The sequence below is a fragment of the Actinocatenispora comari genome (assembly GCF_017312725.1).
Taxonomy (GTDB): domain Bacteria; phylum Actinomycetota; class Actinomycetes; order Mycobacteriales; family Micromonosporaceae; genus Actinocatenispora; species Actinocatenispora comari.
The window spans coordinates 45,599-68,487 of record NZ_BOPO01000007.1 but is presented as its reverse complement, the minus strand read 5'-3'; the positions used below and the strand labels follow the sequence as shown (position 1 = coordinate 68,487).

Genomic DNA, 22,889 nt, shown 5'->3' with positions numbered 1-22,889 from the left:
CCGCATGGTGGCCCGCTTCGGCCGCCGGCGTCACGGGCTGCGCCGGTCCTCGGCCGGGTGGGGGCCGCGCCGGCCGGGTCAGCCGGTGCCGACGGTGCGGTGCAGGAACGGGATCAGGCGGTCCCAGTGGCGGCGCAGCCCGCTGGCGCTGAAGGCGTCGGTGTCCGACATCGTGAAGCCGTGGACGGTACCGGGGTAGATCTCGGAGACGTAGCTGACGCCCGCAGCGCCCAGCGCCCCGTTGAGCTCGTCCAGCGCGTCCGGGGTCAGGTCGCTCTCGGCGTGGCCGAGCAGCACCTCGGCGGTGAGCGGCGCGAACAGGTCGGGCCCGTCGGCACCCACCGGGCCGTGGAACGCGGCCACCGCCGCCACCCGGTCCGGGTGCGCCGCCGCGGTGCGCATCGCCAGCAGTCCCCCGATGCAGTACCCCGTGACGGCGACCGGGCCGGCGGCGACCCCGGGCTGCGCGGTGAGGAACGCGAGGTAGGCGGCGGCGTCCCGGCGCGAGCGGTCAGCGGTGTGCGTACCGAGCAACGGCATCAGCTGCCCCATGACCCGAGCCCGCGCATCCGCATCGATGTGCTCGGGCAGGTCGATCACCGGGGTCGGGCCGTGCCGGTAGAGGAAGTGGGGCACGAGCACGTGGTACCCGTGACCGGCCAGCTCGCCGGCCAGCTCGCGCACCACCGGCCGGATGCCGAAGCCGTCCGGGTACATCAGCACCCCCGGGTGCGGCCCGCCGTGGTCGGGGACGGCGGCGAACGCGTCGGCCACGCCGTCCTCGGTGGGAATCTGCAACATCGTGCTGGGCATGGATTCTCCTGTCGTGGTTGATGGTGAGCCCGTGATCAACACGACGGAGGCGGAGCCCGCGCGGCCGCGCGGGATCCCGGATCGAACGGCGGGCCGGCGCCGGCCCGGCCGGCGCTCAGAACGGCACCGGGTCACCGATCCGTGCGTGGCGTGACGCCGTCCCGGTAGTCATCGGCACAACCTAACCCACCGACCGCGGCAACCGGTGCTCGCCCACATCCCGGCCGAGCGGTCCGGCCCGCCGCGTCAGCGGTGCGGCGGGACTGGCGTGGGGGCCCGATGGCGCGTCCGCGGTGGCGGGACCGGCATGCGGGGCCGGGTGGCGCGTCAGCGGTGCGGCGGGACCGGCATGCGGTGGCCGTCCAGCTGGGCCAGGGTGAGCACGGCGAGCGAGTCGGTCCAGGCCAACGGGGCGACCGAGGCCGGGTAGCCGGCGGCGGTCAGCTGCTCCGGGAACGCGCCGAGCCCGGTGCGGTGGTCGGCCAGCCAGTCGACCAGGTCGGCGGCCCTGGCCCGCTCCCCGGTGCTGGCCCAGGCCAGCGCGAAGAACATCGTCTCCGGCGTCCAGGTGGTCGCACCGGTCCACGACTCGCCCGGTACGACGCCGCCGTTGGGCCGGCGCAGCAGGTCGAAGCTGTGTTGCAGGGCCGGGCCCAGCCCGGCCGGGGCGATCGAGAACGGCGGGGCGAGGAACGCGATCGCCGAGTCGGCGCCGCTGCCGTCGGTGACCGTGCGCTGGTAGCCGTTGCGGCCGAAGGTGGCCGCGATGCCGTCGGTCAGCCGGTCGGCGGCGCGCTGCCAGCGCCGGGCGTCGCCGGCCTGACCGAACCGGCGCGCCAGGTCGGTCGCCGCGCGCAGCCCGGCGAGCAGCGGCGCCGCGGTGCCGAGGTTGGGCGCGTCGGTACCGATCTCCCAGTAGTCGGGGCTCGCCGGCGGCAGGCCGTTCGCGTCCAGGCTGGCCGCGGCGTAATCGGCCGCCTTGCCCACGGCCGGGTAGAGCGCCTTCGTGCGGTGCGGGTCGCCGCCGGCGCGCAGCCACTGCCAGACCGCCCACGGCACCCAGCCGTTCGCGTCCAGCTGCCACTGCCGGCCGTCCGGCGGGCCGGCGCCGTCCAGCGTGGTACGCGCCTCCCAGGTGCCGTCGGCCCGCTGGGTGGCCGCGTCGAAGGCCAGGATCCGGTACGCCTCGGCGAGGTGCCCGGTGCGCAGCAGCGCGGCGGCGACGAAGCTGGAGTCGCGCGGCCAGGAGTAGGTCCAGGCGCCGTACCACGCGGCGGCGACGGCACCGTTGCGCTGGGTCAGCAGCCGCATGTCGAGCAGCGCGCGGGCGGACATCTCGCGCTGCTGCGGGGTGCGGCCCGGCACCGTACCGGCGGCGAGCCAGGCCCGGCTCTCCCGGATCGCCGCCGCGGCACCGGGATCGTTCGCGGGCACGGTGGCCGGGGCGGTGGCGCCGGTCGGCAGGTAGCGCAGCCGGCCGTCCGGCAGCCGCAGCACGGAGCTGCCCGGCACGTACGACGCGCCGGCCGCTTCCAGCGGGCTGAGCGCGACCACGTGGTCGGCGTTGCCGAGCAGGCCGGCGGTGGTGACCGACAACTCGCTCGCCGGCAAGTGCTTGTAGCAGGTGTTGTCGGCGGCGCAGTCGACCGCGTCGTTCACGCCGAACGCCAGGTGCCGGCCGGTCTCCCGGTGCCAGCCGCCCCAGTACGGCTCGTCGTAGTTCCAGCTGGGCAGCGCGCCACCGGCGGCGGACCGGGTGCCCTGCCAGACGACCTTGTCGTCCGCACCGGACACCGAAACGACCAGGTAGTAGGTCTGCCCGGCGGCGACGGTGGCGGACACCGGCACGCGCACCCAGCCCATGCCGGAACCGCCGAGCTCGGCGAGGTCGACGTGGCCGGCGCCGACGGCACTGCCCGGATCGTCCACCGCGGTGCGCACCGAGACGTCGACGGAGCCGACCGAGGCGTTGCTGACCAGGAACACGCTGACCGAGGTCAGCTCGCCGGCGTCGGTGTCGAACTCCTGCGCGCCGGCGTGGTCGGGGGCGCCGATCAGGTAGAGCGCCGCGTCGTACGCGAGCTGCCGGTCGTGCCCGCCGGCGGCATGGGCCACCCCGGACCCCACCACGACCCCGGACCCCACCGTCACCAGGGCCGCGGCAAGCCCGGACACGACCTCACGACGTCGCCAGCCAGCAGCCATCGTTTCCACCTTCCGGGCACGGACAGCACGGGCAGGAGGAAACCTAGCGACGGATCGGCGATCTGGGAAGGACGCCGCCCAACCTGTGGACAACGCCTGTGGACAACCCTGTGGACGGTGGATCAGGTGGCGTCGGCGAGGTCGAGGCTGGTGCGCTCGCCCGGGTCCAGCGCGATCGACGAGACGTGCGAGTGCACCCGCTCGTCGGTCGGGTCGTCCGCCGGGGTGCGGTGCACCCGCAGGTGCCGGTACAGCGTGTCGCGCTGGGCCGGGATCCGGTCCGCGTCGCGGATCATCCACACCAGTTGCAGCAGGTTGGAGCGGTGCCGGGCGCCGGCGGAGGAGATGACGTTCTCCTCCAGCATGATCGAGCCGAGGTCGTCGACGCCCATGTGCAGCGACAGCTGGCCGACGTCCTTGCCGGTGGTCAGCCAGGACGACTGCAGGTGCGGCACGTTGTCCAGGAACAGCCGGGCCACCGCGAGCAGCCGCAGGTATTCCAGGTTGGTCGCCTGGGTGCGGCCCTTCAGGTGGTTGTTCTCCGGCTGGTACGTGTACGGGATGAACGACCGGAAACCACCGGTCCGGTCCTGTACCTCCCGGATCATCCGCAGGTGCTCGATCCGCTCCGCGTTCGTCTCCCCGGTACCCATCAGCATGGTCACGGTCGACTCGATGCCCTGCCGGTGCGCCTGCTCCATCACCTCGAGCCACCGCTCGCCGGACTCCTTGAGCGGCGCGATCGCGGTACGCGGCCGGGCCGGAAGGATCTCCGCGCCGGCGCCGGCGAGCGAGTCGAGCCCGGCGGCGTGGATGCGGCGCAGCGCCTCCTCGGTGGACACCCCGGAGATCTTCGCCATGTGCACGATCTCGCTGGCCCCGAGCGAGTGGATCACCAGCTGCGGGTAGTGCTTCTTGATCGCGGCGAAGTGCTCCTCGTAGTACTCCACGCCGAAGTCCGGGTGGTGGCCGCCCTGGAACATGATCTGGGTGCCGCCCAGCTCCACGGTCTCGGCGCAGCGGGCCAGGATGTCGTCGAGGCTGCGCACCCAGCCCTCGGCGTGCTTCGGCGCCCGGTAGAACGCGCAGAACTTGCACGCGGTGAGGCAGACGTTCGTGTAGTTGATGTTGCGCTCGATGATGTACGTGACGATGTCGTCCGGGTAGCGCCGGCGCCGCACGGTGTCGGCCGCCGAGCCCAGCGCGTGGAACGGCGCGTCGGTGTAGAGCAGCAGCGCCTCCTCGGGCGTGATCCGCCCGCCGTCCGCCGCACGCTGCAGAATCTCGTCGATCTCCCGGTGCTCAGTCACGACCCCGAGGGTACGCGTCGCCGCACCGGTCACCGCTGCACCGGGGCGCGGATCACGCCCCCGCCCACGGCCCGTCACGACGGCCCGAACGGGCGGTACGCGGGGCGACGGTCACGGTGACTCGCGGCGCGCCAGCTGGTCCCGGACCTGCGGGGGCAGCAGTTCGCGCAGCTGGTCGGGCAGCAACGGCAGGTCGAGCAGGCTCAGCTTCGCCTGGCTGCGCTGCCGGTGCCGGCGGACGTCCAGCCGCACCACCAGGCCGGCGTCCCGGCGCAGCTCGGCCCGTACCGTCCGGCCGGGTTCCAGCTCGCCCAGCACCTGGCCGTCTGCCTCGATCACCGGCCTCCCCACGTCGGAGAGCAGGGAGAACTCGACCCGCTCGCCGGCGCCGAGCACCAGCGGACGGCTGATCCCGGACATCGGCGCGACCGGGGTGATCACCACCGCGTCGGTCACCGGGGACAGCAGCGGCCCGCCGGCCGAGTAGCTGTGCGCGGTGGAGCCGGTCGCCGTGGCCATGATCACCGCGTCGGCCCGGAAGTACCCGTACTGCTGGTCGTCGATGGTGAGGATCGCGTTGACCGTGCCGTCACCGGGGCGGCGGGACAGCGCCAGGTCGTTGAACGCCATCCGGGAGGAGTCCCCGGAGGTGACGCGCAGGCAGCTGTGATGTTCGAGGGTCACGTCACCGGCCGCGAGCCGGTCCAGCGCGGTGACGAGCTCCGGCGGTTCGATCTCGACGAGGAAGCCGAGCTTGCCCATGTTGACCCCGAGTACCGGTCGGGGGTCGTCGGACACCAGCCGCAGCGCGCCGAGCATCGTTCCGTCGCCGCCGATGCTGAGGATCGCGTCGCTGCCGGCGAGTTCGTCTTCCGGTACCGCCCGCGCACCGGCGGCGCGGTCGGCGTCCGCGGCGCCGACCCGTACCGCGACGCCATGGTCGGCCGACCAGCCGAGGACCGCCGACACCACCGACGTCACGTCCCGGGTGGGGTGCAGCACCAGTCCGAGCGTTTCCACCTTCGCCATCTGCTCAGCTCACCACACCGGGCCCGGATCGTGCGCGGGACCGGCCGGGGTGCCGGAAAGCTCCGGCGACGGCGCCGCGCGGGCTCCCACCCGGGAGGGAGCGGCGGTGCCCTCCGCGGCGGGAGGCAGGAGCCGGCGCCCCCTCCGCAGCGGGAGGCGCGAACCGGTGCCGTCGGACATGCTCGAACCGCCCCCAACCATCACGAGATCTTCGGGAGTCTCCATGCACCGCAACGGAACTCGACTGCGTACCGCGATCGGCGTGACCGTCGCCGCCGCACTGGCGGCGGGTCTGGTGTCGGCGGGCGCGGCGGGCGCCGCGCCCGCGCACCCGGACGCGGCGCCGGACCGGCACCGTGCGACGCACGACCGGCAGCCGGCCAGCGTGGACGGCTCGGCACGGGTCTTCTACGCGTACTCACCGAACGACACCATCCGGTTCGCGTTCGACGCCACGGCGAAGCCGTTCAGCCGGCCGATGCCCGGGCTGCCGGGCGGCCTGCCGACCGACGCGACCGGTACGGTGCGGATCTCGCACCACGTGGCCGCGCAGAACGTCACCGTGACCGCCGAGGGGCGGGTCGACTGCCTCGTCACAGGCGGCCGGACCGCCACGTTCACCGCGGTGATCACCCGCGCCGATCCGCAGGTGTCGGACTGGGTCGGCACCCGCCGCGGGTTCAGCGTCACCGACGGGCGCGGCCGGGTACCGGACCGGATGGGCTTCTCCTGGGACATCGTCAACGTCGACACCGACGACGCGGGCAACCCGATCCAGCCGTCGGCCGGTACCTGCCTGGCGCCCGCACCGTTTGCGCCGGTCCTGGACGGCGGGTTCCGGGTGCACGCCACACCGCTGCCGCCGGTACCGACGTCCTGAGAGGTCTGGCAGAAAGGGCGCACGTCGGGCGGTCGTGCCCGCGGCCGGGTCAGCGGCCCTCGATCGCCTTGACGTTGTCGCCGAAGGTCCAGCCCTTCGCGCCGTCCCAGTTGATCGACCAGGTCATCAGGCCCTTCAGCGAGCTGTCTGCCTGCCACGCCGAGGAGACCAGCGACGGTGACATGTACCCGCCGCCCGCGCCCGGCTGCGCGGGCAGTCCCGGCACCTGCTTGTCGTACGGGACGCGGATCGTGGTGCCCTGCACGGTGAGCCCGGCGTTCAGGCAGTCGGTCTGCTTGGTGAAGCCCTCGACCGTGCCCGCCTGGTACGAGTCGCCGGAGCAGCCGTACATGCTGCCGTTGTAGTACTGCATGTTGAGCCACCACAACCGGCCGTTGTCCACGTACTTCTTGACGATCGGCAGGTACGCGCCCCAGATCGAGCCGTAGGTGACGCTGCCACCGGTGACGTACGCGGTCTCCGGCGCCATGGTGAGCCCGAAGTTGGCGGGCATCTGCGCCAGGATCCCGTCGATGATGCGCTCCAGGTTCGCCTGCGAGGTGGACAGCGTGTCGATGTCGCCGCTGCCGGTCAGGCCGGTCTCGATGTCGATGTCGATGCCGTCGAAGTTGTACTGCTTGAGGATCGGCACGATCGTGTCGACGAACCGGTCCGCCACCTGCGCGGAGCCCAGGTCGATGCCGGCGGCCGCGCCGCCGATCGACATCAGGATCGTCGCGCCGGACGCCTTCGCCGCGCACATCTCCGCCGGCGTCGGGACCTTGACGGTCGAGTCCATGCCGTCCTGCCACAGCACCGTGCCATCCGACTGGATCACCGGGAACGCCGCGTTGAGCACGTTGTAGCCGTGCGCGCCGATCCGCGAGTCGGTGATCGGGATCCAGCCCATCGGCGGGTGCACACCGTTGACCGCGCCGTCCCAGTTCTCCCAGTACCCCTGGAGCACCCGGCCGGCCGGCCGCGACTTCACCGGGCAGGTCTCGGTACCGGTGGTGGGCGTCGGGGTGGGCGACGTCGGGGTCGGTGCCGCGGTGGGTGACGTGCTGCCGGTCGGCGACGGGGACGCGGTACCGGTCGGCGAGGGGCTGCTCGTGCCGTCGCAGGGGCCGAGGTCGGTCCACAGCGACGGGGTCGCGGCCGGGTTCCACCCGGCGCCGGCGGGCGCGGTGTGCGCGACCAGCGCCCGGTACGCCCGGCCGTGGTAGCTCACCTGGTCACCGACCGCGTACGCGGTGCCCTCCGACCAGGTCGCCGCCGGACAGGCCAGCTGCGGGGTGTCGGCCATCGCCGGGCCGCCCGCCGATCCCACCAACAACGCCGCGGCCAGCACCAGGGCCGCGCCGAGCACCACGACGATCACCGAACGTCGAGCTCTCATGGCTTCTCCAAACCGGTACGGAGTGGACAGGCCGTGAGATTAACAGTAAAGATTCTTAAACGTAATCGGGTGGCGGCAACCCGCCAGCCCCGCCCCGACCCGACCGCCGGCCGCACCGCCCGGGCCGCCGCACGACCGGGTGATCGGGCGGCGGTCGGACCGCCCCGCGGGCGGCGCCGTCGCCGCGTCGGCGGCGTGGCGGTCAGGCCGCGTCGGCGGCGTGGCGGTCAGGCCGCGTCGGCGGCGTGGCGGTCAGGCCGCGTCGGCGGCGTTGTAGGCGGCGTGCGCCTCGGACCCGTAGTACGGATGCCACTCGTTGTCGCCGCTACTGACGCTGATGTTGCCGATCTGGGTACCGATACCGGTCGAGGTGTCGAAGTTCTGCAGGAACGGACCGCCGGACGAGCCGCCGGTCTGCACGCAGTCGATGCCCCAGATGCCGCCGCCGGGGTGTCCGCTCTCGAAGAACTCGGTACCGGCGCACCAGTTGAGCTGCTCGCCGTTGCCCTCGGCGTCGGAGCCGCCGTAACCGAACGAGTAGACGTACTGACCGGGGGCCTGGTCGAAGCCGATGCCCTCGCCGCCGACCGCGTCCACGAGCTTCGTGCCGTTCAGCGGGCTCATCGTGGCGAACGCGGCGTCCCAGGTGGGATCGGGGTCGCCGATGCGCTGCGACATCCAGTGCAGCGAGCTGGCCGTGAACGTCCCATGTGGACGGTTGCCGTGGTCGTAACCGGGGATGAACACCCAGTTCTGGTACACCTCACCGGTGTTCGCGTCGACCACGCAGTGCCCGGCGGTGGCGACGATCGACTTGTTGCCGCTGTTGACCGCGTCGCCGGAGCAGGCGTACGTGCCGGACGAGTTGGAGAAGAAGACCTTCCCGGCGGTACTGGAGACGAGCCCGCCGCCGGTCCAGTGCTGCGGCGAGGTGGCCTGCGGACGTACCCCACCGGTCGCCGGCGCCCCGGTGGCCGGCAACGCCGGGGGTACCGCGGACGGGGTGCCGGTGGCCGCGGGTCGCGTTCCGGTACGGCCGGGCGAGGCGGCGGTGGGCAGCGCGTCCCGGCCGATGCCCGGGGCAGGCATGGCATCTCGGGCGGCACCCGAGGTGGGCAGCGCGTCCAGGTCGACGGCCGCGGCGAGGCGGGCCGGGGTCCAGAACGCGCGCGCGGCCCGCTGGTCGGCCACGTCGATCTGCGCCGAGTGCTGCCGAACCGAGGTGGTCGGCCCGGCGGGCGGGGCAGCGTGCGCGACGGTCGTGGCGGGCGCCACCGCGGCGGCGGCGAGGCCGACGGCGAGCAGGAGGCGGGGGATCTGTCTCATGTCGATCACCTTCGAGGGGGTGTGGTGACAACGATGTCATCCAGTAAGGCGCATCGGACAAATCCTGTCAACACCCCGATAACCGCCGGAAAGCGGTTGCCGCCGCACCGGGCCGGCCTCGACACTGCCCGCGTGTACTCCGACGCGGACGCCGCCGCCCTCTACGACCTGGTCAACCCCTGGGACCCCGGCACCTACCGCGGGGACGCCTTCCACCACGAACTGGTGATGGCCGCCGCGTCGGTGCTCGACGTCGGCTGCGGTACCGGCTCGATGCTCGCCTACGCCCGCGAGCACGGCCATCGCGGCCGGCTCGTCGGCCTGGACCCGGACCGCGCCGCGCTCGACCGCGCCCGGCGCCGTACCGACATCGAGTGGCTCCAGGCCACTGCCGCCGAGGCCGACGCGCGTACCGGGTGCGGGTTCGACCTCGCCGTGATGACCGGCCACGCGTTCCAGGTGCTGGTCACCGACGAGGACCTCCGCGCCTCGCTGACGGCGATCCACGCGGCGCTGGCGCCGGGCGGCCGGTTCGCCTTCGAGACCCGGCATCCGCAGGCCCGCGCCTGGCGCGACTGGATTCCCGCCAACGCCGGGGACGTGGTCGACGCCGCGGGTCGGACGCTGCGCACCTGGCACGACGTCGAGTCCGTCGAGGCCGGCGTCGTCACCTTCACCGAGACGACTGCCGACCAGGACGGCACCGTACTGCGGGTCGACCGGGCCCGGCTGCGCTTCCTCGACGTGCCGCCGCTCCACCGTTTCCTGGCCGACGCCGGTTTCACCGTCGAGGCGCAGTACGGCGACTGGCAGCGCGGTCCGATCACCCCGGCCAGCCGGGAGATCGTCACCATCGCCCGCCGCTGAGACGCCGACAGCTCCGTTCGCCCGGAATTCCTGGGGAACGACGCGACGAGCGAGCCCGGCACAGAACGACACGGCGAACGGCCCGGCACAGCCGGGTGACCGGCCTGGCGGACACCACCCCTACGCGTGCCGGTCGTGGTCCAGTGCGGTGTAGCGGGGCGAACCGGCGGCGAACCGGTCCACGGTGAACCGTCCGATCCGGTCGGTGGCCGCGGCGTCGCCGGCGAGCGCGTCGGCCACCAGCCGCCCGGTCAACGCCGACAACAGGATCCCGTAGTACGAGTGGCCGGTCGACCACCACAGCCCGGGAACCCCGCTCGGCCCCAGCACCGGCGCGTCGTCCGGCGCCACCGGCCGCTGCCCGACACACCAGGCGTCCACCTCGCAGCCCGCCAACGCCGGCACCGCCTCGACCGCCCGCTGCACCACCTGGTACGTGCCGAGCACGGTGTTGCGGTCCCCCGGCGCCGCGTCGTCCTCGACCGTGCCGGCGATCATCAGCCGCCCGTCGCCGCGCGGCACCACGTTGATCCCGGCGCGCAACACGGTGCGTACCAACGGGTTCCCGGGTCGGTCCCGCACCAGGACCGACTGCCCCTTCACCGCGCGGAGCGGAAACCGCGCCGCCGCCGGCACTCCCGGCAGCGCGCAGCTCGCCGCGCCGGCGGCCACCAGGACCACGTCGGCGGCGAGCACCGAGCCGTCGACCAGCCGCACCCCGCTGATCCGGGCCGCGTCACCGCACAGCTCGGCGACCGGCGCGCCGGACCAGACCGTACCGCCGCGGGCGTGGATCCCGGCGACCAGCGCCCGGCCGGCCGCCTCCGGGTCGACACAACCCTCCCCCGGTACGTGCAGCCCACCGAGCGCACCGCGCAGCTCGGGTTCGAGTGCCGCGGCCGCCGTCGCATCCACCAGCGACGACTCGATCCCCAGCTCGGCGTGGAACTCGCGCAGCGCCGCCACCCGCGCCAGCCCGTCCTCGTCGGTGGCCGCGACCAGCGACCCGATCCGCCGGTACGCGGGGTCGATCCCGGTCTGCTCGACCAGCTCGGCGGCGAACGGCGCCCACTCGCGTTGCGCGTCCAGCCGCAGGTGCAGGAACGCGTCGTCGGCCGGCTCGCGGTACCCGACCGGCGCGATCATCGCCGCCGCGGCGCGGGAGGTGAACCGTACCGGCGCGTCCCGCTCGACCACGGTGACCCGGCCGCCGCGGCCGGCGATCCGCCACGCCGCCGCCAGCCCCACCAGCCCACCACCGACCACCACGACGTCGCCCATTCGCCCCCGCCTCTCCGTCGCCACGCCAGCACCCTCGCACATCCCACCGACTCCCGGCCCGCGCATCGCATCACGTGGGACGGAGCCCTGCACGCGCCGACCGCGGGGCGGACGCCGACGTGTGGACCAGCCGGGTCACCGAGCCGGCCATCCGGTCCCGCGACCGTCCACTTCGGACCTCGGTACCGGGTGGGGTGGCGGCGAGGCGTGGCAGGTCCCTGTCGGTTCGTTGACAGGGATGGGCGGTTCGGTTAGAAACATCACGTCGGTCACGTTGTTCCTGCATCGCCGCCGGGGAGAGAAGCCATGCCACAGGGTCCCCACGACGCGGGCGGTGAACGGCTCCGGCTGGTCGGTCCGGCCGAGGCGAGCCGGGAGCAGGCCGGCCGCGCCGGTTCGCCGGACGTTGCGGCCGGTGCGGACGAGGCCGTGCTGCAGCGGTACTTCGAGGACATGGTCGCCGCCGACGCGAAGATCGAGCCCCGCGACTGGATGCCCGACGCGTACCGGTCGATGATGATCCGGCAGATCGCCCAGCACGCGCACTCCGAGCTGATGGGCATGCAGCCGGAGTCGAACTGGCTGAGCCGGGCGCCGAGCCTGCGGCGCAAGACGGCGCTGCTGGCCAAGGTGCAGGACGAGGCCGGCCACGCGATGTACCTGTACGCGGCGGCCGAGACGCTCGGGGTGACCCGCCGCGAACTGCTCGACCAGTTGCACGACGGCCGGCAGCACTACAGCGTCGTGTTCAACTTCCCGGCCGCGAGCTGGGCGGACATCGGCGCGATCGGCTGGCTGCTGGACGGCGCGGCGATCGCCAACCAGGTGCCGCTGTGCCGCTGCTCGTACGGGCCGTACGCGCGGGCGATGGTCCGGATCTGCAAGGAGGAGTCGTTCCACCAGCGGCAGGGCTACTCGATCCTGCACACGCTGTCCGGCGGCACCCCGGCACAGCACCGGATGGCGCAGCAGGCCGTCGATCGCTGGTGGTACCGGGCGCTGGCGCTGTTCGGCCTGCCCGACCGCGCGTCGCGCAACACGTCCCGCTCGATGGCGTGGAAGATCAAGCGGCTGACCAACGACGAGGTACGGCAGAAGTTCGTCGACGTGATCGCCGAGCAGGTGGGCTCGCTCGGCCTGACGCTGCCGGACCAGGCGCTGCGGTACGACGCCGAACGCGGCCACTGGGACTTCACCCTGCCCGACTTCGATGCGCTCACCACCGTGCTCAAGGGGTACGGGCCGTGCAACCGGCAACGGATGGAGCGCCGCCGGCGCACCCACGACGAGGGCGCCTGGGTGCGGGAGTCCGCGCTGGCGCACGCGGAGAAGCAGCGCCGCCGCCGCGCCGGCTGACCGGTCGTCACGGTGGGGCCATCCGGTCCTGGAACGGGTGCCCGCACAGCGAACGGAAGAAGCCGGCCGCCTGCTCCGGATCCTCGGCGGCGGCCCGCAACGACGCGAGCCGGCGGGCCGACGGGGCCAACCGGGCGAGCTTCAGGGTGTGCCGGTACTCGTCGGTCAGCAGCTCGTCGCGACCGCGCTCGAACCGCCGCAGCGCGGCGCACAGCCGGTCCGGATCGTGCAGGTCCAGACCGGAACCGACGCTGTCGGCGAGCAACCTCGCCTGGTGGAACGCGTCGGTGATGCCGCGCGCGGTCAGCGAGTCCTTGTGGTGGCCGGCATCGCCGACCAGTACCCAGCCGGGGCCGGCCGGTTGCCGGAAGAAGTTGAGCTGCGCGCCGGTGCCGTAGATCCGTTCGGCGCGCCGCACCGCCACCATGCGGGCGTGCACGTCCGGCGCCGTGTCGCGCACCGCGGCCAGGTACACGGCGCCGGCGTCGAGCCGCACCCCCCGGTACGCGGACTGCGGGAAGTACGCGGCGACCAGGGTCAGGCCGTCGTTGCTGGGCACCACGCCGATCCAGCTGCCGGGTGCCTCGTGGATCTCGAACCGGTCCGAGACACCGGGCCAGTAGCTGTAGTAGACGCAGGTCCGGGGCGGGTCGGTGACGTGCACGGCGGCACCCACCCGGGACGCCACCACCGAGCGCATCCCGTCCGCGCCGACGACCAGCGGCGCGCGCAGCTCGTACGGGCCGCCCTCGGTGCGCAGCCGTACCCCGACCACGCGGTCGTCCTCGACGATCAGGTCGGTGACCCGGTGACCGGGGCGGAAGTCCACCCCGGCGGCCACCGCGGCGTCCACCAGCAGCTGGTCCAGCAGGTACCGGCGCGGGCCGAGCGCGTAGCCGATGCCCTCGAACGTCCACATCGGACCGTCGATGGCGACGTCGGCCACCCGGTACCGCAGTTGCGCGATGGGCGGGCAACCGGTGCCGAGCACGGCGTCCAGCAGCCCCCAGTCGCGCAGCAGCGCGACCGCGGGCTGCTGCAGGTAGTGCGTGGACAGGGTGTCCCGCGGGAACCGGGCCCGATCGACCAGGGTGACGTCGTAACCGGCCCGCGCCAGCAGCATCGCCGTCGGCGCGCCGGCACAGCCGGCGCCGACCACGACGGCGTCAGGCACGAGACATCCGCTCCGGATCGGCTCGCTCGGCCCGCCGCGGCCGGACCACCCGGGCGTTGTCCCGGGTCAGCCGCACGATGCTGGCCAGCAACTCCACGCTGCCCCCGCTGCTGCCCACCGGGAACAGCCGGACGTCCTCCTGGTAGGACTTGCGGGCGACGGTGAGATGCTTGGCACGAAACGAGAGCAGGGCGCGCAACGACTGCTCGACCGCGGTGGCGGCGGCCCACAGCCGGTCGTCCATCGGGCCGTCGCCGACCTCGTCCAGGGCCGCGGTCACCCGCGCGACGAGCGACGGCACCCCGGCCAGCTGGGCGTACCGGCGCCGCCATTCCGGCAGGGCGTAGGCGACTCCACCGGCCCAGAACTCCGCGTAACCCACGGAGTCCTCGTCGTCCGGATCGTGGTCGGCCGCCCACAGCGTCAGATCCAGCAACGGCATCGGCAGCCCGGCGCCGGCCCCGCCGCGCCAGACCCGACCGTCGACGGTCACCTCGTCGAAGTACGGCCGCAGCTCGTTCGCGAAGAACGCCGGCGTCACCCGGCCGATCACCAGTTCGATCGCCTCGTCCAGGGAGGCCAGGTGGGCGCGGAAGCTGCCCATCGCGGTGAGGAACTCCGGATCGGTCAGCTCGGCCCGCGTCAGCGGATCGCACAGCTCGACCGCCTGCGACAGCCGGGGCAGGCTGAGCCGGACCGAGTCGATCAGCGCGGTCTCCTGCGACGATCCAGTGTAGCTCCGTTGCCGCTCGCCGTACGGGTTCCAGACGCTGTAGTGATGCACGGTGTCCCGGGGCACCACGTCGCCGCGGGCCGCGAGGCGCAGCAGCACCGGCTCGGCCTCCGGTACCGCCGTCACCGGCTCCACGCCGTGCCGCTTGACCGAACCGAGCAGCAGGCCGAGATCGCGCATCGCGGCGCGGCACTCGTACGGCGAGCCGTCGGTCACCGCCGCGGCGTTGCCGGCCAGCCGGCGCAACGCACCGACCAGTGCGGGCACGTCGGCGGCGGCGTTCATCTCGGGTAGCCGGCGGTACGTCTCGTCCGCGTCGAGCGGATCGAGCTCGCGCACCAGCCTGCTGTCGCGATGGTTGCCCGGCCCGGACATCGCGGCGTCACTCCCCGATCGTGGGTAGCTCGTTGACGAGGACGTTGGACAGCACGGAACCGTCCATCCGCACCTGGCGCAGGTAGAACTTCTGCACCGGCGCGTGCTTCTTGCTGAACTGCCAGCTCCCGCGCGGATCGTTCTGGATCCCGAGGTTGGCGATCGCGGTGTTCACCGCCTTGCCGGTCAACGCCCGGCCGTCCGCGGTCACCGACGAGATCGCCTGGTCGAGAATGGACGCCGCGCTGTAGCCGTACGCCGCGGGCTCGTTCGGCGCGGTCCCGTACGCGTGCTGGTAGGCGACCACGAACTCCCGGTTCGCGTCGTTGTCCAGCGTCGGCGTGTAGTCCAGCGAGCTGTAGATGCCCAGCGCCGCACTGCCCTCGACCTGCAGCAGGTCGCAACAGGTGAGCGGCCCCGAGGCGTACACCTTGATGCCCTGCGACTTGAGGTCGAGCTTCTGGTACTCCTTGACGAACTGGACCGCCTGCATCCCGGTCGCCCAGACGTAGATGGCCTTGGCGCCGTTCTGTTGCGCCTCGGTCAGGTAGGACCGGTAACTGGCCTTGTCGCTGTACGGCGCGTAGGTGGGCTGCCCGTCGGGGTTGGCGAGCTTGCCGCCGGCGGCCTTGAAGGTGCGGACGAACGTCTGCGTGGTGTCGCCCTTGGCGGGGCCGAGATCGGTACCGAGGACGTAGACCCGCCCGCCCGCGTGCTTGGCGACGTACGCGCCGAGCGCCTCCGGCGGATCGGAGGTGAGGTTGGAAGCGCACCACAGGTAGGTGAGGTCGGGTACCTGGTCGGTGCAGGCCAGCGTGCTGACCAGCGGCAGCTTGCGCTCGGTGACCGGCTTCTGCATGGCGAGCACGGTGCGCACGTCGCTGATGCCGGTGATGGCGAGCAGATCCCGCTGGTTCAGCAGGCTCTGCTCCGCCTTGGCCGCCTTGGTACTGGTGGGGTCGTCGCCGGCGTCGCGCTGCACGACCTGCACCCGCCGTCCACCGAGCCGCCCGCCGTGCAGCTTGAGGTAGAGGTCGAGACCGTCGCGCATGGACCGGCCGATGCCCTTCTGGTTCCCGGACATGTCGGCGATGAAGCCGATCCTGATCGGGGCGGCCGACACGCTCTTGCCGCCGTCGCTGGTGCAGCCGGCCGCCAGGAGCAGCAGCACACCTGGTACCGCGAGTCCGGTCAGCACTCTCCTGACGCCCAAGACGCTTCCCTCCGACAGGCACGACGTTGCCACGGGCCGGCCACCGTGGCCGACCCGTTCTCTCCACTGTGGACTGTTACCGCCCGGCGACCACCGAGCCGATGATGTCGGCGATCCGCTTCGGCGCGGCCAGCATCGGCGAGTGGCAGGAGTCACCGAGCTCGATCACGGTGCCCGCCCGCTTGCACAGCTCGCGCTGCACCACGGTCGGCGTCGCGTTGTCCTGGCCGGTCAGCACGTAGGTCGACGGGATGTCGCGCCACGCGATCGCGGTCGGGGTCTGAGACAGCACCGCGGCGGACATCGGCCGCAGCTGCGCCACCGCCGCCTCGGCGGCCTCCGCCGGCATGCCGTTGTAGAACAGCGTCGCGGCCCGGTCCGTCCGGACGCCCATCATGCCGTTCTCGCCCATCGTCAGGTCGGCCGGCGGGTTGAGCACGTCCGGCCCCGGGTTCGGCACCGCGTAGCCGCCGAGCGACTCGCCCTCGTCGGCGTTGTACGCGGCGACGTAGACCAGGTGCCGCACCGCCGGATGGCCGGCCGCCCCCTCGGTCGCCGGGATCCCCCCGTACGAGTGCGCCACCAGCACCACGTCCTCGTAGCGGTCCAGGGTGTTCCGGATCTCGGCGGCGTCGGCGTGCATGTCGCCGGCCGGCGCACCGTCGACGGTGCGGCAGCTCGGCAGGTCGACGGTGACGCTGTGGATGCCGTACTGGTCGAGCTCGGCGACCACCGGGTTCCAGCACCACGGGCTGTGCCAGGCGCCGTGTACCAGGACCACCGTCGTGTTGTCGTTGCTTGTCATGCTCTTCGCCTTCCGTGCGTTCTCGGGCCGGTTGCGAGATACGAACCGCGGTCGCGTCGGGAATCCCAGACGATGCTTTTGCACGGTTCCTGGCGAGCGCCTATTTTGCCTACGCCACGTCGTCCCCGAAAGACCCCCGGCGAAACTCCGTCGCGCGGCGCGGCGATCACGAGGGGAAAATATCGAAGGAGGACCGCCCGTGCAGCCGTTCGATCCGAACGCCATCGCCGGCATCGGCCCGCTCGGTCCGGCCGTCGAACGCACCGGCATCGAGATCCGGCAGGCCGACCCCGACCGCGTGGTCGGCAGCATGCCCGTCGCCGGCAACACCCAGTCGTACGGGATGCTGCACGGCGGCGTGTCCTGCGTGCTGGCCGAGACGCTCGGCACCATGGCTGCGGCCCTGCATGCAGGGCCGACGCGGCGCGCGGTCGGCGTCGAGATCAACGCCACGCACCACCGGCCCGCGGTGCGCGGCACCATCACCGGGACCGCGACCCCGGTGCATCGCGGCGACACGCTGGCCACGTACCGGATCGTGCTCACCGACGACGACGGCCGGACGGTCTGCACGGCCCGACTGACCTGTCTGATCCGGGATCTCCCTAGACCTTCGACGGTGGCCCGCGGGGACGAGATCTCGGCGCGGTAACGGGCGCCGGCGAGGGTTGCGGACGGGGTACCGCTGGTCAAACATTGCAAATCCCGGCTCCGAGCGCATCCACCGCATAGCGCGCGAGGCGGCAGGTACGCGTATCCACTTCCCGAAGGGAACGTTCGGACTGGAGCCGCCCAGATGCCTACCGGATACAGCTTCGACAACGCCGGCCCGGCCGGCGCGAGACAGCTCGATCAGCTCGGCGAGGCGTTCGACGGCCACACCACGTCGATCCTCACCGAGTACGGGGTGGGCCGCGGCTGGCGGTGCCTGGACATCGGTGCCGGCGCCGGCTCGATCGCGGGCTGGCTCGCCGACCGGGTCGGCCCGGAGGGGCACGTCACCGCCACCGACGTCGATCCGCGGTACCTCACCGAGCGCGACAACCTGACGGTGCTGCGGCACGACGTCCGCCGCGATCCGGTCCCGGCGGGCGAGTACGACCTGATCCACGCCCGGATGGTGTTCGTGCACCTGCCGAACCGGAACGAGGTGCTGGGCCGGCTGGTCTCCGCGCTGCGCCCGGGCGGGCTGATCGTGCTGTCGGACTGCGACTGCCGGGAGCGCGATCCCGTCCTCGCGGTCCCGGATCCCGCCGATGCGAAGACGTTCGAGCTGTTCAACGACATCATCCGGAGCGTCGGCCGGCGCAACGGCGCGGACCTCGGCTGGACCAGGTACGCCTACGCCGCGATGCGCACCGCGGGGCTGGCGCCCGAGCGTACGGTCGTGTTCGGCCGTTCCTGGCCGGGCGGCAGCGCGGGATGCGGCCTGTACCAGGCGTTGGCGTACCAGATCGAGCCGACGCTGCGCGCCGACGGGATGACCGACGAGCAGCTCGGCACGCTGCACCGACTGCTCGACGATCCCGGCTTCGTGATCTCGGCCTGGCTGATGCACACCACGGTGGGGCGGCGTCCGGGCGGCGACCCGGGTCGGGGTGAGCGCTGATGCGCGAGTACCAGACGCCTGCCGTGTCGGCCGCGAGCGGCCTGTCCAGCATGGCCGATCCGGTGTACCGCAACGCGGTCGAGCAGCCGGCCGCGGTCGCGTTCGCACCGTCGCAGGGTGCCGGCCGGGTCACCGCGGCCGAGTTCGCCGACCGGGTGACCGCCGTCGGCAAGGGGCTGATCGCCGCGGGCGTCCGCGCCGGCGACCGGATCGGCCTGCTGTCCGCGACCCGGTACGAGTGGGCGGTCTGCGACTACGCGCTCTGGTCGATCGGCGCGGTCAGCGTGCCGGTGTACGACACCGCGAGCGTCGAGCAGGTCGCCTGGATCCTGCGTGACTCCGGTGCCGGCTGGTGCTTCGTCGGCAACGCCGACGAGGCGCGCGTCGTCGAGGCGGCGGCCCGGGCGGTCGACGGCCCGGCGCCGCGACTGCTGCGACTCGACGACGGCGTACTGGACCGGCTCGCGGAGCGGGCGGCGGAGGTCGACGCCGAGGTGTTCGAGCAGCGCCGGAAGGTACCGCCGGACTCGGTCGCGACGGTCATCTACACCAGCGGGACCACCGGCCCGGCCAAGGGCGTGGCGATCACGCACGACAACTTCCTGTCCAACCTGGACGGGTTCCTCGACCGGCTCGGCCCGGTGTTCTCGCCCGGCGGCGCGATCGTGCTGTTCCTGCCGCTCGCGCACATCTTCACCCGCACGATGCAGTGCGCCGCGGTGCTGCGCCGGGTCCGCATCACCCACCTGCCCCGTACCGCGGAGCTCGTGGCGGGCCTCGCCGCGGTGCGGCCGACGGTGCTTCCGCTGGTCCCCCGGTACATGGAGAAGTTGCGCGACGCGGCACCGGACGGCGACGCCGCGGCGGTGCTCGGCGGCCGGTGCGGCGCGATCGTGGTCGGGGGCGCCCCGCACGACGAGCGGATCGGCCACTTCTACCGGTCCGCCGGCATCGCCGTCTACGAGGGGTACGGGCTGACCGAGGTCGCCGGCCCGGCCACCATCAACGGCCCGGACGCGACGCGCCTGGGTACGGTGGGCCGGCCGCTGGCCGGGGTCTCGGTCCGCATCGCCGCCGACGGCGAGGTGCTGGTCCGCGGGGACTGCGTGTTCGGTGGCTACCACCGTAACCCGGCGGCGACGGCCAGCGCCCTGGTGGACGGCTGGCTGCACACCGGCGACCTCGGGGTGCTGGACGACGACGGCTTCCTGTCCCTGACCGGGCGCAAGAAGGATCTGGTGATCACCGCCGGCGGCAAGAACGTCGACGTGACGACGCTGGAGAGCCGGCTGCGGGCGCACCCGCTGATCAGCCAGGCGGTGGTGGTCGGCGACCGGCGGCCGTTCGTGTCCTGCCTGGTCACCCTGGACCCGGCGGTGCTGCGCGAGCGCGGCCGGCCGGACGGCCCGTTCGACCGGGATCCGGCGCTGCGGGCGGAGGTCCAGGCCGCGGTGACCGCGGCGAACGCGGCGGTGTCCCGCGCCGAGTCGATCCGGGCCTTCCGCATCCTGGACGGCGAGCTGACCGTGTCGGGCGGCGAGCTCACCGCGTCGCTGAAGGTCCGACGCGAGACGGTGAACTCGCGCTACCGGGAGGAGATCGACGCCATGTACCCACCGGATTCGTAACGAAACAGCGGGCAACGCCCGGAAGAGATCGACAACGGTCTTTATTCGCCCAGACATTCATGATGCAATCCAGCGGTTCATCGCTCTTGCGATGTTGGCTCCGCATCACAGCATTCATCGTTGCCTGCGTTGTATGTCCGTCTCGGAGGGTTGGCCGGTGACAGAACGGCAGAGCACCAGAGGGCGGCCGACCACGGACCGGCGCCGCGGTCCGGTGGCCCGCCTTCGCGACGCGCGCATCCGTACCAAGCTCGGGCTGATCCTGATCGTGCCGATCACCGCGCTGATCGGGGTCGCCGCCGTCCAGCTGGTCGGTACCGGTCAGGACGTGATGCAGGCCCGGCAGGCGATCCGGCAGGCCCGGCTCGCCGACCGCGCCACCGCGCTGACCACCCAGCTGCAGACCGAGCGGACGCTCGCCGCGACCCTGCTCACCACGCCGAAGCAGAAGCAGAGCGCCGCCGCACGCGCGTACCGGGACCAGATCGCCAAGGCCGACAAGCAGCTCCGGGAGTACCGGGCGGCGCGCGCCGGCGTGGACAGCTCGGAGCGCAGCCTCAGCGACCTGCTGGGGCGCATCGACACCCAGCTCGACGAGCTCGACCCGCTGCGCCGGACGATCGAGAAGCGCGACATCATCCCGCTGTCCACCGCGGTGTTCAGCTACCGCAGCCTGATCGCCGACCTGCTGGCCTACCGGCAGACGCTGGCGAACGTGGCGGGCTCGGACGAGGCGGCCAACCTGGCCCGTGGCGCCAGCGCGATGGCCTCGCACACCGAGATGACCTCGCAGGAGCAGGAGGTCGGCATCGTGATGCTGGCCGGCGCCTCCGACGTGACCTCGGCCCAGCACGAGTCGTTCCAGGCCAACCTGGAGGGGCAGGCCGAGGCGCTGCGCGCGTTCCGGGACGCCGTCGACGGCGACCACGTCACCGCGATGGAACGCACCATCGCCGGCCGCGGCGTCGGGGCGAACACCGACACCCCGCTGCCCGGCGACCGGCACACCATGACCACCGCACAGACCCAGAACGACATCATCGCCGCCCAGCGGTACGAGGGTGACCTGAGCCGGGCCAGCGCCGGCGACTCCGGCACGGTCTCCGGCGACGTCGGTACCGCGCAGTGGACCAGGGCGATGGGTACCCGGGTGGCGCTCAGCGGCCTGGTCGAGACCCGGCTCCGGGAACAGTTCCGTTCCCTCGTCCAGCAGCAGGAGAACGACCTGCTCCGCCAGCTCGTCGCCGAGTCGGCGGCGGTGTCGCTGATGGTGCTGGTGGCGATCGCGATCGCGCTGCTGACCGCCCGTTCCATGGCCAGGTCGCTGCACCGGTTGGAGGCCGGCGCGCTGTCCGTCGCGTACCAGGAGCTGCCGGAGACGGTGGCCCGGCTCCGCGACCCGGGCACGCTCGGCACGCTCACCGCCGACGACCTCGCCGCCGGCGTCGAGGACGTGGTGGCCAGACCCAGCCAGGACGAGATCGGGCAGGTGTCCGAGGCGTTCAACGTGGTACACCGGGAGACCGTCCGGATCGCGGCCGAGCAGGCCACCCTCCGCAGCAGCGTCTCGACGATGTTCGTCAACCTGGCGCGCCGCTCGCAGCTGCTGGTCGACCGGCTGATCCGGCGCATCGACCAGATGGAGCAGGGCGAGCAGAACCCGGACCGGCTCGGCCAGCTGTTCCACCTCGACCACCTGGCCACCCAGATGCGGCGCAACGACGAGAACCTGCTGGTCCTGGTCGGGGTCGACGTGAGCCGGGCCCGCCGCGAGTCGGCGGCGCTGGGCGACGTGCTGCGCGCCGCGCAGTCCCAGGTGGAGCAGTACACCCGGATCGAGCTCGGCGTGGTCGACATGGGCGTGGACGTGGCCGGTCGCGCGGTCAACGACCTGGTCCACCTCATCGCCGAACTGCTGGACAACGCGACCTCGTTCTCGCCGCCGGACACCATCGTCACGGCCGAGGCCTGCTGGATCGGCAACCGCGTCTACGTCACCATCACCGACGCCGGTACCGGCATCCGCGCCGAGCGGCTGACCGAACTCAACCGGCGGCTGGCCGACCCGCCGTCGGTGGATGCGTCGCTGTCCCGGAACATGGGCCTCGCGGTGGTGAGCCGGCTGGCCAAGCACATCGGCGCGACCGTCGAACTGCGCTCCGCACCGACCGGCACCCTGGCCGAGGTCGTCATCCCGCAGGACATCCTGGAATCCCCCGGGTACCGGGCGATGCCCGATCCGGCGTCGGCGCGGCAGCCGGTCGAGGCGACCCGGGCGGTACGCGCGGCGGCGCCGGCACGGCCGTCCATCGGGCTGCCGCCCCGCCCCGCCGCGACACCGGTGGCCGACCCGCCGGTCCGCCGGGCCGAGCCGGAACCGCGCCCGGCCGGGTCCGCCTGGTTCCAGCTCCCGGCGTCCCGGCCGGAGCAGGCGGTCGGCATCCAGGAGGAGACCCGCGACGCGGCACCGCCGCGTTCCGCGGCGACGGGCCGCTGGGAGTCCCCGGCGGACGACGGTTGGCGGCTGGCCGCGGCATCCTCGCGCTTCACCGACCACCCCACCTCCGGCGGTCTGCCCCGGCGGGATCCGCAGGCGCAGCTGGTACCGGGCAGCGTCACCGGCCGGGCGGCGCCGCCGCCGGTGCGCCGGCACCGTTCGGCCGAGGAGGTCCGGGGCACGCTGTCGTCCTACCACCGCGGCCTGCAGCGGGCCCGGGTCGGCGAGCTCTACCAGCCCGGCGAACCGGAGTGATGCCGGGCCGGGTTTCCCGAGGCTCGAAACCCGGCCCTCTACTCGTCGTCGTCGGCGGCCAGCCGTGGCCGGCCGTCAGCGGTGTGGTCGATGCTTGGCGGTCGGTGCTTGGCGGTCGGTGCTTGGCGGTCGGT

Annotated in this window: 18 protein-coding genes; 7 read left to right on the top strand and 11 right to left on the bottom strand. The window is 73.0% G+C overall.

What is annotated here, in order from left to right; translation table 11 throughout:
- Nucleotides 1-78: 78 nt before the first annotated feature.
- From NUM_RS04225 to NUM_RS04210, 4 genes are all read right to left on the bottom strand, one after another.
- A complete protein-coding gene (locus tag NUM_RS04225; protein WP_207123215.1) occupies nt 79-813 on the bottom strand; it encodes a dienelactone hydrolase family protein in 735 nt (244 codons plus the stop codon).
- A gap of 327 nt (nt 814-1,140) precedes the next feature.
- The gene (locus NUM_RS04220; RefSeq protein ID WP_207123214.1) at nt 1,141-3,018 is read right to left on the bottom strand and encodes a glycoside hydrolase family 15 protein; all 1,878 of its coding nucleotides are present in this window, start codon (nt 3,016-3,018) and stop codon (nt 1,141-1,143) included.
- A gap of 122 nt (nt 3,019-3,140) precedes the next feature.
- Nucleotides 3,141-4,328 (bottom strand): cyclic dehypoxanthinyl futalosine synthase, encoded by a 1,188-nt coding sequence (gene mqnC, locus NUM_RS04215; protein ID WP_207123213.1) that lies wholly within the window; start codon nt 4,326-4,328, stop codon nt 3,141-3,143.
- A gap of 111 nt (nt 4,329-4,439) precedes the next feature.
- Entirely contained in the window at nt 4,440-5,357 is a 918-nt protein-coding gene (locus NUM_RS04210) for an NAD(+)/NADH kinase (protein ID WP_207123212.1), read from the bottom strand.
- 223 nt (nt 5,358-5,580) lie between these two features.
- On the opposite strand from NUM_RS04210, the gene NUM_RS04205 reads away from it, so the two are divergent.
- Nucleotides 5,581-6,237 (top strand): hypothetical protein, encoded by a 657-nt coding sequence (locus tag NUM_RS04205; RefSeq protein ID WP_207123211.1) that lies wholly within the window; start codon nt 5,581-5,583, stop codon nt 6,235-6,237.
- A gap of 49 nt (nt 6,238-6,286) precedes the next feature.
- Here NUM_RS04205 and NUM_RS04200 read toward each other — a convergent pair whose 3' ends face one another.
- Both NUM_RS04200 and NUM_RS04195 read right to left on the bottom strand, forming a co-directional pair.
- Nucleotides 6,287-7,636: a carbohydrate-binding protein gene (locus NUM_RS04200; RefSeq protein ID WP_207123210.1), complete on the bottom strand. Its 1,350-nt coding sequence runs from the start codon at nt 7,634-7,636 to the stop codon at nt 6,287-6,289.
- 252 nt (nt 7,637-7,888) lie between these two features.
- On the bottom strand, nt 7,889-8,962 hold the full coding sequence (locus NUM_RS04195) for a trypsin-like serine peptidase (protein WP_207123209.1): 1,074 nt from the start codon (nt 8,960-8,962) through the stop codon (nt 7,889-7,891).
- Nucleotides 8,963-9,094: 132 nt separating this feature from the next.
- Between NUM_RS04195 and NUM_RS04190 the strand changes: the two genes are divergently transcribed.
- Complete coding sequence (locus tag NUM_RS04190) at nt 9,095-9,829, top strand: class I SAM-dependent methyltransferase (protein ID WP_207123208.1); 735 nt, start codon at nt 9,095-9,097, stop codon at nt 9,827-9,829.
- A gap of 120 nt (nt 9,830-9,949) precedes the next feature.
- Here NUM_RS04190 and NUM_RS04185 read toward each other — a convergent pair whose 3' ends face one another.
- The gene (locus NUM_RS04185; RefSeq protein ID WP_207123207.1) at nt 9,950-11,134 is read right to left on the bottom strand and encodes an NAD(P)/FAD-dependent oxidoreductase; all 1,185 of its coding nucleotides are present in this window, start codon (nt 11,132-11,134) and stop codon (nt 9,950-9,952) included.
- Between the two features lie 282 nt (nt 11,135-11,416).
- Here NUM_RS04185 and paaA point away from each other — a divergent pair, with 282 nt between their 5' ends.
- Nucleotides 11,417-12,466 carry a 1,2-phenylacetyl-CoA epoxidase subunit PaaA gene (gene paaA, locus NUM_RS04180; RefSeq protein WP_207123206.1) on the top strand — a complete coding sequence of 350 codons (1,050 nt, stop codon included), beginning with the start codon at nt 11,417-11,419 and terminating at the stop codon, nt 12,464-12,466.
- Between the two features lie 7 nt (nt 12,467-12,473).
- Here paaA and NUM_RS04175 read toward each other — a convergent pair whose 3' ends face one another.
- The 4 genes from NUM_RS04175 to NUM_RS04160 form a co-directional block, all read right to left on the bottom strand.
- Entirely contained in the window at nt 12,474-13,640 is a 1,167-nt protein-coding gene (locus tag NUM_RS04175; protein ID WP_207123205.1) for an NAD(P)/FAD-dependent oxidoreductase, read from the bottom strand.
- Entirely contained in the window at nt 13,633-14,748 is a 1,116-nt protein-coding gene (locus NUM_RS04170; protein WP_207123204.1) for a monodechloroaminopyrrolnitrin synthase PrnB family protein, read from the bottom strand. The genes NUM_RS04175 and NUM_RS04170 overlap by 8 nt, the downstream gene beginning before the upstream one ends.
- A gap of 7 nt (nt 14,749-14,755) precedes the next feature.
- Nucleotides 14,756-15,961, bottom strand: coding sequence for an ABC transporter substrate-binding protein (locus NUM_RS04165; RefSeq protein WP_207123203.1), 1,206 nt, complete (start codon nt 15,959-15,961; stop codon nt 14,756-14,758).
- A gap of 76 nt (nt 15,962-16,037) precedes the next feature.
- Entirely contained in the window at nt 16,038-16,766 is a 729-nt protein-coding gene (locus tag NUM_RS04160) for an alpha/beta hydrolase (RefSeq protein WP_207123202.1), read from the bottom strand.
- 199 nt (nt 16,767-16,965) lie between these two features.
- Here NUM_RS04160 and NUM_RS04155 point away from each other — a divergent pair, with 199 nt between their 5' ends.
- From NUM_RS04155 to NUM_RS04140, 4 genes are all read left to right on the top strand, one after another.
- Nucleotides 16,966-17,418, top strand: a complete 453-nt coding sequence (locus NUM_RS04155; protein ID WP_225918319.1) for a PaaI family thioesterase — start codon at nt 16,966-16,968, stop codon at nt 17,416-17,418.
- A 144-nt stretch (nt 17,419-17,562) separates the two neighbouring features.
- A complete protein-coding gene (locus NUM_RS04150) occupies nt 17,563-18,375 on the top strand; it encodes a class I SAM-dependent methyltransferase (RefSeq protein ID WP_207123201.1) in 813 nt (270 codons plus the stop codon).
- Nucleotides 18,375-20,003, top strand: a complete 1,629-nt coding sequence (locus NUM_RS04145; protein ID WP_207123200.1) for an AMP-dependent synthetase/ligase — start codon at nt 18,375-18,377, stop codon at nt 20,001-20,003. The genes NUM_RS04150 and NUM_RS04145 overlap by 1 nt, the downstream gene beginning before the upstream one ends.
- 157 nt (nt 20,004-20,160) lie before the next feature.
- Nucleotides 20,161-22,755, top strand: coding sequence for a sensor histidine kinase (locus NUM_RS04140; protein ID WP_207123199.1), 2,595 nt, complete (start codon nt 20,161-20,163; stop codon nt 22,753-22,755).
- Nucleotides 22,756-22,889: the final 134 nt, after the last annotated feature.